Here is a 13,176-nt window from a genome sequence, read left to right on the forward strand (position 1 = left end):
TCACCTTTTCGTAGCTTCCACACTCGAAGAGAGGCACCGCTTGCGGTAGCCTCTCTTTTTGCTTTTCTTTTTCCGCTTTTTTCTTTCACCCAACAACAAACAAGGAGAGACCGTGTCCAAGAACCTGTCACCCGCCGAAGAAGCGCTGCGCGATGCAGCCCGCGAATACCACCGCTCGCCCACCAAGGGCAAGATTTCCATCACGCCGACCAAGGCGCTGATCAACCAGCGCGACCTGTCGCTGGCCTACTCGCCCGGCGTGGCCTACCCGTGCCTGGACATCGAGGCCGACCCGGCCACCGCCTTCGAGTTCACCGCCCGCGGCAACCTGGTGGGCGTGGTCACCAACGGCACCGCCGTGCTGGGCCTGGGCGACATCGGCCCGCTGGCGGCCAAGCCGGTCATGGAGGGCAAGGGGTGCCTGTTCAAGAAGTTCGCCGGCATCGACGTGTTCGACATCGAGCTGGCCGAGCGCGACCCCGACAAGCTGGTGGACATCATCGCGGCGCTGGAGCCCACGCTGGGCGGCGTCAACCTGGAGGACATCAAGGCGCCCGAGTGCTTCTACATCGAGAAGAAGCTGCGCGAGCGCATGAACATCCCGGTGTTCCATGACGACCAGCACGGCACCGCCATCATCTCGGCGGCCGCCCTCCTCAACGGCCTGGAGCTGGTGGGCAAGAAGATCGGCGACGTGAAGATCGCCGTCTCGGGTGCCGGCGCCGCCGCCATCGCCTGCCTGGACGTCATGGTGGGCCTGGGCGCCAAGCCGGCCAACATCTTCGCCTGCGACTCCAAGGGCCTGATCTACGAAGGCCGCGCCGGCGGCTTCGACGAATCCAAGGCCCGTTACGCGCAGAAGAACACCGACGCGCGCACCCTGGGCGACGTGGTCAAGGGTGCCGACGTGTTCCTGGGCTGCTCAGCCGCGGGCGTGCTCACCGCCGACATGGTCAAGACCATGGCCGACAAGCCCATCATCCTGGCGCTGGCCAACCCCGAGCCCGAGATCCGCCCCGAGGTGGCCAAGGCCGCGCGGCCGGACTGCATCATCGCCACCGGCCGCTCGGACTATCCGAACCAGGTCAACAACGTGCTGTGCTTCCCCTACATCTTCCGCGGCGCGCTCGATTGCGGCGCCACCAAGATCACGGAAGAGATGAAGCTGGCCTGCGTGCGCGAGATCGCCGAGCTGGCCAAGGCCGACATCAGCGAGGAAGTGGCCAACGCCTATGCCGGCCAGGAACTGTCCTTCGGCCCGGACTACCTCATTCCCACGCCCTTCGACTCGCGCCTGATCCTGCGCATCGCCCCGGCGGTGGCCAAGGCGGCCAAGGCCTCGGGCGTGGCCACCCGGCCCATCGAGGACCTGGACACCTACCGCCAGCACCTGTCGCGCTTCGTCTACCACACCGGCATGTTCATGCGCCCGGTGTTCAGCGCCGCCAAGGTGGCCGGCGCCAAGCGCCTGGCCTATGCCGAGGGCGAGGACGAGCGCGTGCTGCGCGCCGCGCAGTGGGCGGTGGACGAAGGCATCGCCCAGCCCATCCTGGTGGGCCGCCCGGCCGTCATCGAGGCGCGCATCAAGAAGGCCGGCCTGCACATCAAGCCCGGCACCGACTTCGAGATCGTCAACCCCGAGGACGACCCGCGCTTTCGCACCTACTGGGAAGCCTTCCACAAGCTGATGGCGCGCGAGGGCGTGACGCCCGAGGCGGCCAAGATCATGGTGCGCCGCTCCAACACCACCATCGCCGCGCTGATGGTGCACCTGGGCGATGCCGACGCCATGCTGTGCGGGCTGGTGGGCCGCTTCGACGCGCACCTGGAGCACATCCGCAACATCATCGGCCTGAAGGCCGGCGCCTCGGGCTTTGCCACGCTCAACGCGCTCACGCTGGACAAGCACACCCTCTTCGTGGCCGACACCAACGTGCACGAAGACCCCAGCGCCGAGATGCTGGCCAGCATCGCCGTCATGGCCGCCGAGGAAATCCGCCGATTCGGCCTGCCGCCCAAGGCGGCCTTCCTGTCGCACTCCAACTTCGGCAGCTCCAGCCGCGCCTCCGCCAAGAAGATGCGCCAGGCACGCGACCTGTTCGTGCAGAGGGCGCCCGAGGTGGAATGCGACGGCGAGATGCATGGCGACGCCGCCCTGTCGGCCGACATCCGCCGCGCCGCCCTGCCCGAGACCTCGCTGACCGGCGATGCCAACCTGCTGATGTGCCCGAACCTGGATTCGGCCCACATCCTCTACAACGTGCTGAAGATGACGGGCGGCCACGGCGTGACGGTCGGCCCGATCCTGCTGGGCGCGGCCAGCTCGGCGCATGTGCTCACGCCTTCGGCCACGGTGCGCCGCGTGGTCAACATGACGGCGCTGGCAGTGGCCAACGCCAACCTGGAAGCCAAGTAGGCGTCCAGGCGCAGCGGCGGCGGTCCTCGCCGCCGCTGGACGCGGAAGCCGGGCGGCCTGCAGCCCGCCGCCTGCGACCCAACACGGTGCGCGACCCGCGTGGGGTCGCCTCGCCTCGGTGCAATGCCGGGTCCGACAGGCACCGGAGTTGGACTTTCCCTCCGGATTCGCACCAATGGCGTGCAGGCACCCTAATTGCTTGAATTCGTCACCATTTTTTCAGGTACGAACAATGAACAAGCGCCAGCTGCTGCAGTCCTTCCTTGCCGCCTCCGCACTTTCCTTCGGCCTGGGCTCGGCCCATGCCCAGACCCCCATCAAGTTCCAGCTCGACTGGCGCTTCGAAGGCCCGGCCGCCCTGTTCCTGCTGCCGGCCTCCAAGGGCTACTTCAAGGCCGCGGGCCTGGACGTGAGCATCGACGCCGGCAGCGGCTCGGGCGGCACCGTGACGCGCGTGGCCTCGGGCACCTACGACATGGGCTTTGCCGACATGGCCGCTCTGATGGAATTCCACGCCAACAACCCCGACGCGCCGAACAAGCCGGTGGCGGTGATGATGGTCTACAACAACACGCCGGCCTCGGTCATGGCGCTCAAGAAGAGCGGCATCACCAAGCCGGCCGACCTCTCCGGCAAGAAGCTGGGCGCGCCCGTGTTCGACGCCGGCCGGCGCGCCTTCCCGATCTTCGCCAAGGCCAACAACATCGGCAGCGTGAACTGGACCGCCATGGACCCGACGCTGCGCGAGACCATGCTCGCGCGCGGCGACATCGACGCCATCACCGGCTTCACCTTCACCTCGGTGCTCAACCTGGAGGCGCGCGGCGTCAAGGCCAGCGACATCGTGGTGCTGCAGTACCCGGACTACGGCGTGAAGCTGTACGGGAACGTCGTCATCGCCTCGCCCAAGCTGCTGAAGGAAAAGCCCGAGGCAGTGAAGGCATTCCTCTCGGCCTTCGCCAAGGGCGCGAAGGAAGTGATGGCCGACCCGGCCCAGGGCATCGCCACGGTCAAGGCGCGCGACGGCATCATCGACACGGCGCTGGAAACCCGCCGCCTGAAGATGGCCATCGACACCGTCATCAACAGCCCCGACGCGCGCGCCGAGGGCTTCGGCACGGTGAACCCGGGGCGCCTGTCGCTCATGGCTTCGCAGGTGTCCGACGCCTTCGGCACCAAGTCGCGCGTGAACCCCGATGCGGTGTGGACCTCGGCCATGCTGCCGCCGGCGGCCGAACTGAACATCCTGCCCAGGAAGTGATGGCGCAGGTACCCGCTGGCGAGGCGGCATCCTTCGTCGATTTCCAGGACGTCTGGCTCGCCTACAACGAGGAGTTGCTGCGGGCCAATCACTTTGCGGTGGAGGCCATCGACCTGAAGGTCCGGCAGGGCGAGTTCATCGCCATCGTCGGGCCCTCGGGCTGCGGCAAGTCCACGTTCATGAAGCTCACCACGGGGCTGAAGATGCCCTCGATGGGCAAGATCCTGATCGACGGCAAGCCGGTGACCGGCCCGCTGAAGATCTCGGGCATGGCCTTCCAGGCGCCCTCCCTGCTGCCCTGGCGCACCACCGTCGACAACGTGCTGCTGCCGCTGGAGATCGTGGAGCCCTACCGCTCCAGCTTCAAGCAAAAGCGCAAGGAATACGAAGAGCGCGCCCGGCGCCTGCTGCAGAAGGTGGGCCTGGGCGGCTACGAGGACAAGTTCCCGTGGCAGCTCTCGGGCGGCATGCAGCAGCGCGCCAGCATCTGCCGCGCGCTCATCCACGAGCCCAAGATGCTGCTGCTGGACGAGCCCTTCGGCGCGCTCGATGCCTTCACCCGCGAGGAGCTGTGGTGCATCCTGCGCGACCTGTGGACCGAGCAGCGCTTCAACGTCATCCTGGTGACGCACGACCTGCGCGAGTCGGTGTTCCTGGCCGACACGGTGTACGTGATGAGCAAGAGCCCCGGCCGCTTCGTGGTCAAGCGCGAGATCGAGCTGCCGCGCCCGCGCGAGCTGGAAGTGACCTACACCAAGGAGTTTTCCGACATCGTGCACGAGCTGCGCGGCCACATCGGTGCCATCCGAAGCGGCGGCGCTGCCACCACACCGGTGCTTGCCCCATGAAATACGACAAGAAGCAAATGGAACGCTGGGCGCCCTGGCTGCTGCTGGTGGCCTTCGTGGCGCTGTGGCAGATCGTGTGCTCGGCCTTCGCGGTATCGGAGTTCATCTTCCCGAGCCCCTGGCGCATCTGGACCCAGTTCTGGGAATTCAAGGCCGTCATCGCCGGCCATGCCTGGCGCACCTTCTGGGTGACGATGGCGGGCTTCGGCCTGGCGATCGTGGTGGGCGTGCTGCTGGGGTTCGTCATCGGCAGCTCGCGCATTGCCTATGCGGCGGTCTATCCGCTCATGACGGCCTTCAACGCCCTGCCCAAGGCGGCCTTCGTGCCGATCCTGGTGGTGTGGTTCGGCATCGGCATCGGGCCGGCCATTCTCACGGCCTTTTTGATCAGCTTCTTCCCGATCATGGTGAACATCGCCACGGGCCTGGCCACGCTGGAGCCCGAGCTGGAAGACGTGCTGCGGGTGCTGGGCGCCAAGCGCTGGGACGTGCTGGTGAAGATCGGCCTGCCGCGCTCCATGCCCTACTTCTACGCCTCGCTCAAGGTCGCCATCACGCTGGCCTTCGTCGGCACCACGGTGTCGGAGATGACGGCTGCCAACGAAGGCATCGGCTACCTGCTCATCTCGGCCGGTTCGGCCATGCAGATGGGCCTGGCCTTTGCCGGCATGGTGGTGGTGGGCGCCATGGCGATGGCGATGTACGAGTTCTTCTCGGCCATCGAGAAGCGCACCACCGCCTGGGCGCACCGCGGCTCGAACGCCTGATCTTCCTCAGGCCTTGAGCTGGTCGCGAATCGGCAGGCTGCGGATGCGCTTGCCAGTCGCGGCGAAGATGGCGTTGCACAGCGCCGGCGCCATGGGCGGCACGCCGGGCTCGCCCACGCCGCCCAGCGGCGCGTCGTAGCTGCCGTCGATCAGATGCACCACGATGCGCTGGGGCGCGGCGTTCATGCGCAGCACCTCGAACTGGTGGAAGTTGTCCTGCTCCACGCGGCCGTCCTTGAAGGTGATCTCGCCCGACAGCGCGTTGCCGATGCCCATGGCGCAGCCGCCCTCCATCTGCGCGCGCACCCGCTCGGGGTTGACGATGCCGCCGCAGTCCACCGCGATGTCCACGCGCGGAATCTTGAGCTCGCCCTTGGCGTCCACCTGCACCTCCACCACCGCCGCCACATAGGTGGTGAAGCTGTAGTGCGCGGCAATGCCGCGGCCACGGCCCTTGCCCAGGGGCTTGCTGCTCCACCCCGCCTCCTTGGCCGCGCGCTCCGTCACGCGGCGCAGGCGGCCGACGTCGACCGGGTACGCCGCCGGGTCCTCGCCATGGTTCCAGGTGTCGTTGATCTCGCGCGGATCGATCTTTCGCGGCGGGCCGAGCAGCTCGAGCAGGAAGTCCTTCGGGTCGCGCCCGCTGGCCGCCGCCATCTCGCCCACGAAGGACTGGATGGCGAAGGCATGCGGAATGTTCGACACCGCCCGGTACCAGCCGATGCGCGTGTGCGCGGCCGCCTCCGGGTTTTCGATGCGCAGATTGGGCACCGCGAAGGGCACGTTGGTCAGCCCCATGCCCAGTTCGATGGGCGACTCCAGCTTGGGGTCGGGCATGAAGATCGACAGCAGCGTGGGCCCGACGCTGCGGTGCAGCCAGGCCACCGGCTTGCCCTTGGCATCCAGCCCCGCTTCCAGGTGCTCGACCGAGACCGTGTGATAGAAGGAATGGTGGATGTCGTCCTCGCGCGTCCACACCACCTTCACCGGCTTGCCGCCGGTTTCCCTGGCCAGCAGCGCGGCCTCGGTGGCGAAGTCGCCCTTGCTCTTGCGCCCGAACCCGCCGCCCAGCAGCGTGACGTTGACCGTGACCTTCTCGGGCGGCAGCTCCAGCCGCTTGACGATGTCGTTGCGCACGGCCTGCGGGCTCTGGAACGGCCCCCACACCTCGCAGGCGCCGTCCTTGATGCGCGCGGTGGCGCTGGGCGGCTCCATGGGTGCCTGCGTCAGGTGCGGAATGTAGTAGTCGGCCTTCAGGGTCTTGGCGGCCTTGCCCATCGCCTCGTCCACATTGCCGCTGTTGCGCACCACCTTGCCGGGCTTGCCGGCCGCCTCCTGCATCGCCTTGCGGTACGCGCCGGACTCATAGCTGCCGTTGGGCCCGCCGTCCCACTCGAGCTTGAGCGCCCTGCGGCCGTTCATGGCGGCCCAGGTGCTGGTGGCGATCACCGCCACGCCCGGCAGCGGCTGGAAGGTGCTGGGGATGGGCGTGCCCTTGATCTCCACCACCTTCACCACGCCGGGCACCTTCATGGCCTCGGCGGCGTCGAAGCGCTTGAGCGAGCCGCCGTACACGGGGCTGCGCGCCACCACGGCGAAGAGCATGTCGGGCAGCACCACGTCGATGCCGTACTGCGCCTTGCCGGTGGTCATGTCGAAGCCGTCGACGATGGGCGTCTTGCCCTTGCCGATATAGCGGAAATCGGCCGGCTTCTTCAGGCGCAGGTCCGCGGTCTTGGGCACCGGCAGCCTGGCCGCATCGGCCGCCACCTCGCCGAAGCCGATGCTGCGGCCGGTGGGCTTGTGGATGAGCTGGTGGTTCTTCGCGTGCACCTCGCCGGCCGGCACGCCCCAGCGCGCGGCGGCCGCGGCCTCCAGCATCTGCCGGGCCGCCGCGCCGCAGCGGCGCATGGGCATGAAGAAGTGGCGCGTGGTGCGCGAGCCGTCGGTGTCCTGGTTGCCGTAGCGCGCCTCGTCGCCGGGCGCCTGCGTCACGCGGACCTTGGACCAGTCGGCTTCCATTTCGTCGGCCACGATGAGCGGCACGCCGGTGCGCACGCCCTGGCCCATCTCGGCGCGATGGCAGGTGATGGTGACGATGCCGTCCGGCGCGATGGCCACGAACACCAGCGGGTTGTCGACCGCGCCGTGCGGCATGCCGTCAGCGCCGTACTTGGGCGGGCCGTCCTGCGCCGCCGCCTCGTCGGCCAGGCTCCACGTGAGGGCAAAGCCGCCGGCCGCCATGCCGGTTGCACCACCAAGAAAGCGCCGCCGGGACAGGCCCTCGGCGTCGCGATGCGAGCAAGAGTGGGGGGTGGGCGTCATGTCATGCCTCCTTCACGCCGGCGGCCTGCTTGATCGCGGCCTTGATGCGCGTGTAGGTGCCGCAGCGGCAGATGTTGCCGGCCATGGCGCCCTCGATGTCCGCGTCGCTGGGCTTCTTGTTGCTCTGCAGGAGCGCCGCCGCCTGCATGATCTGGCCCGACTGGCAGTAGCCGCACTGCGGAACGCCCTGCGCGCGCCAGGCCACCTGCAGCGGATGCTGGCCCTTGGGGTCCAGGCCCTCGATGGTGGTGACCTTCTTGCCGAAGGCCGCGCTGACCGGCGTCACGCACGAGCGGATGGCCGCGCCCTCCAGGTGGACCGTGCAGGCGCCGCACAGCGCCATGCCGCAGCCGAACTTGGTGCCGGTCATCTTCAGCTCGTCGCGCAAGTACCAGAGCAGCGGCATGTTGCCGTCGCCGCCGAACTCGCGGGGCGAGCCGTTGACTGTCAGTGTGGCCATCTTGAATTTCTCCTTGATTCGTCGTTGTGCGTGCGGTCATTTGCGCCGCGGGGCGGCGCCAATCTATTCCTCACGCGGGCCCGCGGCAAGTCAGCCTGAGGTGCACAGTCGGGGACGGAATGTGTCGCCCCAACCGCAGCGCACCCTCGCGAACGTGGCATGAAGGCCACGAAGCCGGGCCGATGCGGCCCTGATTGCTATAGAGTTCATAGCAACTCAAGGAGCCGTGTAGAAGCTGTGACGAGATTCCCGCCTGCACCGCCGCGCATCGCTGCCGCGCTGCCCTGCCTGCTGCTTGCCGGCGCACTGCTGGTGCTGGCCGGCTGCGGCAGCACGCCGCCCCGCGCCACCGGTGGTGCCGCCGCGTCGGTCCGCTACACGCCCCTGTCCACCGAGCAATCCGAAGACATCGCCATTCACGCGCTCGGCCTGGTGGGCACGCCCTATCGCTACGGCGGCAACTCGCCGCAAGGCGGCTTCGACTGCTCCGGCCTCATCGGCTACGTGTACCGCAGCCGCGCCGGCCTGGCGCCGCCGCGCACCGTGGCGCAGCTGGCGGGTTTTGGCGAATCGGTGGACCGCAGCGAGCTGCGCACCGGCGACCTGGTGCTGTTCGGCAGCGGCCAGCCCAACCATGCGGGCATCTATGTGGGCGACGGGCGCTTCGTGCATGCGCCCTCCACCGGCGGCACCGTGCGCCTGGACAAGCTGGCCAGCGCCTACTGGTCGCGCCAGCCGCTGTCGGTGCGGCGCCCCTAGTCGCAAGGTGGCTTGCGCGCCGATGCACACTCGGCCCATGCTCATCAAGACCCCTGCCAGCGACGCCCACGCCTTCATCCACCTGAGCCCCGCCGTGCAGGCGGCGCGCGCGGCCGGCCGGCCGGTGGTGGCGCTCGAATCCACCATCGTGACCCACGGCATGCCCTGGCCCGATAACCTGGCCACCGCACGCGCGGTGGAGGCCGTGATCCGCGCCGAAGGAGCGGAGCCCGCCACCATCGCCCTCATGGACGGGCGCATCCACGTCGGGCTGCAGGACGCCGAACTGGAGCGCCTGGCCAGCACGCCGGGCGTGCACAAGACCAGCCGGCGCGACCTGCCGGCCGTGCTGGCCTCGGGCCAGATGGGCTCCACAACGGTGGCGGCCACCATGATCTGCGCGCACCTGGCCGGCATCGAGGTCTTCGTCACCGGCGGCATCGGCGGCGTGCACCGCGGCGCGGCGCAAAGCTTCGACATTTCGGCCGACCTGCAGGAGCTGGCGCGCACGCCGGTGGCGGTGGTGTGCGCCGGCGCCAAGTCGATCCTGGACATCGGCCTCACGCTGGAATACCTCGAGACGCACGGCGTGCCCGTGCTCAGCTGCGGGCAGGATGCCTTCGCCGCCTTCTACGTGCGCGACAGCGGCCATCGCGCCGACCACCGGCTGGACGACGCGCAGGCGCAGGCCCGCTTCATCCGCACGCAATGGACGCTGGGCCTCGCCACCGGCGTGGTGCTTGCGACGCCGGTGCCCGAGGCCGATGCGCTGGCGCGCGAGGAAGTCGATGGCTGGATCGACGCCGCGCTGCGCGAGGCACACGGCCAGGGCATCGCGGGCAAGGCCGTCACCCCGTTCCTGCTGGCGCGCGTGGCGCAACTGAGCGGCGGACGCAGCCTGGCGGCCAACATCGCGCTGATCAAGCACAACGCCCAGGTGGGCGCGCGGCTGGCGCTGGCGCTTGCAGCGCTGCGCGAGGTATTGCCGGGAAATTGACCGAAAGCGTCAGGCCGTGCTGGCCTGCGCGGCCTCGATGCGATGCACGCGCCAGGCGCACAGCGTGCCGATGGCGGCCAGCACCGTCGCCGCGACGTACATCGGCACATAGCCGAAGTGCTGCGCCATGGCGCCGCCGGCCAGCACGCCGATCACGCCGCCGAAGCCGTAGCCGATGACGGTGAACAGCGCCTGCCCGCGCCCGCGCAGCCGGCCCGGGAAGTGGCGCGACACCAGCGCGATGCAGGTGGTGTGGTGCGTGGCAAAGCTCAGCGCATGCAGCAGCTGCGCCACCACCAGCGCGGCAAACCAGCCGCCCAGACCCGCGGTGATCGCCATGCGGGCCACGGTGGCGATGCCGCACAGCAGCAACCAGCCCGGCATCGACAAGCGCCCCATCCAGCGGCCCTGCAGGAAGAACCAGGCGATCTCAGCCAGCACCGACAGCCCCCACAGAAAGCCGATCACCGCCTTGCCGTAGCCCAGCGAATCCAGGTACAGCGACAGGAAGCCGTAGATGGCGAAGTGCGAGGTGACCTGGAAGAACAGCGAGGCGAAGAACCAGCGCACCGCCGGCTGGCGCAGCACCGGCCCCACCGGCTCGTGCGCGGCGCTGCGCTCCGCGGCCGGCTCGCGCACGTCGGGCAGGCGCAGCGTGGACACGAGCAGCACGCACAGGGTGGCCACGGCCCAGGCCGGAAAGTGGCGCATGCCGAAGCGGTCGAACCATTCGCCCGCCACGAACACCGTCACCAGGAAGCCGGCCGAGCCCCAGAGCCGGATGCGCCCGTAGCGCCCCCAGTCGCCCGCCACCAGGTGCGCCATGGCGGCCTCGGTGAGCGACATCATCGAGCTGGTGTGGGTGAACATCAGCAGCAGCACGAAGGCCAGCCACAGCGCGCCGCCCGGCCAGAACAGGCCCAGCGCCGCAACCGTGGCCACGGCCGCGGAAAAGCGCAGCAGCTTCACGCGCTCGCCGGTGCGGTCGGACAGCGCGCCCCAGGCATAGGGCGCAAACACGCGCGTGACCGACTGCACCGAGGTCAGCAGGCTGATGGTGAAGATCGGCAGCCCCAGGTCCTTGAGCCACAGGGGCAGGTAGGGGTTGAAGAAGCCGATGTGCGCGAAGTAGCTGGCCGACAGCGCGGCAAAGGCCAGCAGATGGCGGGGTTGCCTGCCGGCGTCCACCGCGGCTTAGAGGAAAGACGCCTTCGGAGAAGCCTGGGCCGCTTCGTCGCCCGTCCCCGCGGCCACGTCGCCGCATTGCGCGCGATGGCGCAGCGCGTGCTCCATCACCACCAGCGCCAGCATCGCCTCGGCGATGGGCGTGGCACGGATGCCCACGCACGGGTCGTGCCGGCCCTTGGTGACGACCTCGACCGGCTGGTTGTGGATGTCGATGGACTGGCGCGGGCTGATGATGGAGCTGGTGGGCTTGATGGCAATGCCCACTTCCAGGTCCTGCCCGGTGCTGATGCCGCCCAGCACGCCGCCGGCATTGTTGGTGGCAAAGCCGCTGGGCGTGATGGAGTCGCCGTGGGTGCTGCCGCGCTGCGTCACGCTGCCGAAGCCGGCGCCGATCTCCACGCCCTTGACCGCATTGATGCCCATCATGGCGAAGGCGATGTCGGCATCGAGCTTGTCGAACAGCGGCTCGCCCAGGCCCACCGGCACATGGCTGGCCGTGACGCGCAGGCGCGCGCCGCACGAGTCGCCGGCCTTGCGCAGCGCGTCCATGTAGGCCTCCAGCCGGCTCACATCGGCCACCGGGGCGAAGAAGGGGTTGTTGGGAACATGCTCCCAGCTCTCAAAGGGAATCTCGATCTCGCCGACCTGGGTCATGCAGCCGCGGAAGACCGTGCCGTACTTCTCGGCCAGCCACTTCTTGGCCACGGCGCCGGCGGCCACCATCGGCGCCGTGAGGCGGGCCGACGAGCGCCCGCCGCCGCGCGGGTCGCGAATGCCGTACTTCTTCCAGTAGGTGAAGTCGGCATGGCCGGGGCGGAACTGCTGGGCGATGGCGCCGTAGTCCTTGCTGCGCTGGTCGGTGTTCTGGATGACGAGCGCAATGGGCGTGCCGGTGGTCTTGCCCTCGTACACACCCGAGAGGATCTGCACCTGGTCGGGCTCGTTGCGCTGCGTGACGTGGCGGCTGGTGCCCGGACGGCGGCGGTCCAGGTCGGGCTGGATGTCGGCTTCGGACAAGGCCATGCCGGGCGGGCAACCGTCGATGACGCAGCCGATGGCGGGGCCGTGGGACTCCCCGAAATTGGTGACTGCGAAAAGGGTTCCGAAGGTATTGCCGCTCATGGGCAGGGATTATCGCGTCTGCCGAATGGTGTATGGACGCCCGGGGCCGCGGCGCATACGGTTCCGCCTCCGGTTACAAGGTAAAACAAAGTGCTGCCTCATCTCGAAATCCGGCGCGTCGGGCGCGACTTCTACATCTACAGCGTGCGCGCCGGGCGGGCCAACGCCGGCCGCTGCGAAGACCCGATCGACTCCCTCGAGCGCTGCCTCAATGACGCTGGCGACTCGCTGGGCCACTATTTCCCGTCGGTGAGCGTGAGCCTGGACGGCCAGGACCTGGGCAGCTATTCGGTTCGGCGCCTGCAGCAGAACCCCGTGGGCCTGGCGGCCGAACTGCTGGTGAAGGCCGCGCCGGGGCGCACGCTTTCCTGAAGAAAAGCGCCGTCCGGCAAGGCCGCCTCGCCGCAGGTTCCCGACGCCAGTCCGGCGCAGCTTTCGGCGCAAGCGGCCTGCCTCGCTGCCCGGGCGCTCTCTGCTAAGTTCCGCCCACCATGCGATTCGACCTCACCGACCTGCGCCTGTTCGTGAACGCGGTGGAAGCCGGCAGCCTGACGGCCGGCGCCGAACGCACGCACCTGAGCCTGGCATCGGCCAGCCAGCGCGTGCTGGGCATGGAGGACACGCTGGGCACCTCGCTGCTGGTGCGCAGGAAGAGCGGCGTGCAGCCCACCGAGGCCGGCAGCACGCTGCTGGCGCACGCACGCCGGGTGCTGGACCAGGTGGAGCAGTTGCGCTCCGAACTGGGCGTCTATGGCCAGGGGCTGCAGGGGCGCGTGCGGCTGCTGTGCAATACGTCGGCCATGGCGCAGCACCTGCCGCGCGCGCTGGCCGGCTTCCTGGCCGCGCATCCGCGCGTGTCCGTCGACCTGCAGGAGCGGCCCAGCGAAGAGATCGTCGAAGCGCTGCGCAGCGGCCTGGCCGACCTGGGCATCGTGTCCGATGCCGTGGCCAGCACGGGCCTGCACGCCATCGCCTGGGCGCGCGACGACCTGGTGCTGCTGGTGCCGCCGGGCGACCCGCTCGCCGGCCGCCG

General features: G+C 69.1%; 12 protein-coding genes. 8 read left to right on the forward strand and 4 right to left on the reverse strand.

The genetic code is table 11. The annotated features are described in order from the left end of the window. The first annotated feature begins 112 nt into the window (after positions 1-112). From VSO01S_RS08995 to VSO01S_RS09010, 4 genes are all read left to right on the forward strand, one after another. Positions 113-2,416: an NADP-dependent malic enzyme gene (locus tag VSO01S_RS08995; protein WP_068641530.1), complete on the forward strand. Its 2,304-nt coding sequence runs from the start codon at positions 113-115 to the stop codon at positions 2,414-2,416. Between the two features lie 232 nt (positions 2,417-2,648). Beyond that, positions 2,649-3,677, forward strand: coding sequence for an ABC transporter substrate-binding protein (locus VSO01S_RS09000; RefSeq protein WP_068641532.1), 1,029 nt, complete (start codon positions 2,649-2,651; stop codon positions 3,675-3,677). Then, a complete protein-coding gene (locus tag VSO01S_RS09005; protein WP_068641534.1) occupies positions 3,677-4,525 on the forward strand; it encodes an ABC transporter ATP-binding protein in 849 nt (282 codons plus the stop codon). The genes VSO01S_RS09000 and VSO01S_RS09005 overlap by 1 nt, the downstream gene beginning before the upstream one ends. Beyond that, complete coding sequence (locus VSO01S_RS09010) at positions 4,522-5,292, forward strand: ABC transporter permease (RefSeq protein ID WP_068641536.1); 771 nt, start codon at positions 4,522-4,524, stop codon at positions 5,290-5,292. The genes VSO01S_RS09005 and VSO01S_RS09010 overlap by 4 nt, the downstream gene beginning before the upstream one ends. A 6-nt stretch (positions 5,293-5,298) precedes the next feature. Here VSO01S_RS09010 and VSO01S_RS09015 read toward each other — a convergent pair whose 3' ends face one another. Both VSO01S_RS09015 and VSO01S_RS09020 read right to left on the reverse strand, forming a co-directional pair. Further along, positions 5,299-7,617 carry a xanthine dehydrogenase family protein molybdopterin-binding subunit gene (locus tag VSO01S_RS09015; protein WP_068641538.1) on the reverse strand — a complete coding sequence of 773 codons (2,319 nt, stop codon included), beginning with the start codon at positions 7,615-7,617 and terminating at the stop codon, positions 5,299-5,301. 1 nt (position 7,618) lies between these two features. After that, on the reverse strand, positions 7,619-8,077 hold the full coding sequence (locus VSO01S_RS09020; protein WP_068641540.1) for a (2Fe-2S)-binding protein: 459 nt from the start codon (positions 8,075-8,077) through the stop codon (positions 7,619-7,621). A gap of 237 nt (positions 8,078-8,314) precedes the next feature. On the opposite strand from VSO01S_RS09020, the gene VSO01S_RS09025 reads away from it, so the two are divergent. Both VSO01S_RS09025 and VSO01S_RS09030 read left to right on the forward strand, forming a co-directional pair. Further along, positions 8,315-8,836: a C40 family peptidase gene (locus VSO01S_RS09025; protein WP_245684149.1), complete on the forward strand. Its 522-nt coding sequence runs from the start codon at positions 8,315-8,317 to the stop codon at positions 8,834-8,836. 37 nt (positions 8,837-8,873) lie between these two features. Further along, positions 8,874-9,833, forward strand: a complete 960-nt coding sequence (locus tag VSO01S_RS09030; RefSeq protein ID WP_068641542.1) for a pseudouridine-5'-phosphate glycosidase — start codon at positions 8,874-8,876, stop codon at positions 9,831-9,833. 9 nt (positions 9,834-9,842) lie between these two features. Here VSO01S_RS09030 and VSO01S_RS09035 read toward each other — a convergent pair whose 3' ends face one another. Continuing rightward, a complete protein-coding gene (locus tag VSO01S_RS09035; RefSeq protein ID WP_068641544.1) occupies positions 9,843-11,021 on the reverse strand; it encodes an MFS transporter in 1,179 nt (392 codons plus the stop codon). A 6-nt stretch (positions 11,022-11,027) separates the two neighbouring features. Continuing rightward, on the reverse strand, positions 11,028-12,143 hold the full coding sequence (gene aroC, locus VSO01S_RS09040) for a chorismate synthase (RefSeq protein ID WP_068641546.1): 1,116 nt from the start codon (positions 12,141-12,143) through the stop codon (positions 11,028-11,030). Positions 12,144-12,233: 90 nt separating this feature from the next. Between aroC and VSO01S_RS09045 the strand changes: the two genes are divergently transcribed. Next, positions 12,234-12,515 (forward strand): hypothetical protein, encoded by a 282-nt coding sequence (locus tag VSO01S_RS09045; RefSeq protein ID WP_068641548.1) that lies wholly within the window; start codon positions 12,234-12,236, stop codon positions 12,513-12,515. Positions 12,516-12,634: 119 nt separating this feature from the next. Next, positions 12,635-13,176, forward strand: a 542-nt coding sequence (locus VSO01S_RS09050) for a LysR family transcriptional regulator (protein WP_153305188.1), incomplete at its 3' end; no start/stop codon positions are given.

Origin of the sequence: Variovorax soli NBRC 106424 (assembly GCF_001591385.1) — a bacterium.
In the GTDB taxonomy this organism is placed as follows: domain Bacteria; phylum Pseudomonadota; class Gammaproteobacteria; order Burkholderiales; family Burkholderiaceae_C; genus Variovorax; species Variovorax soli.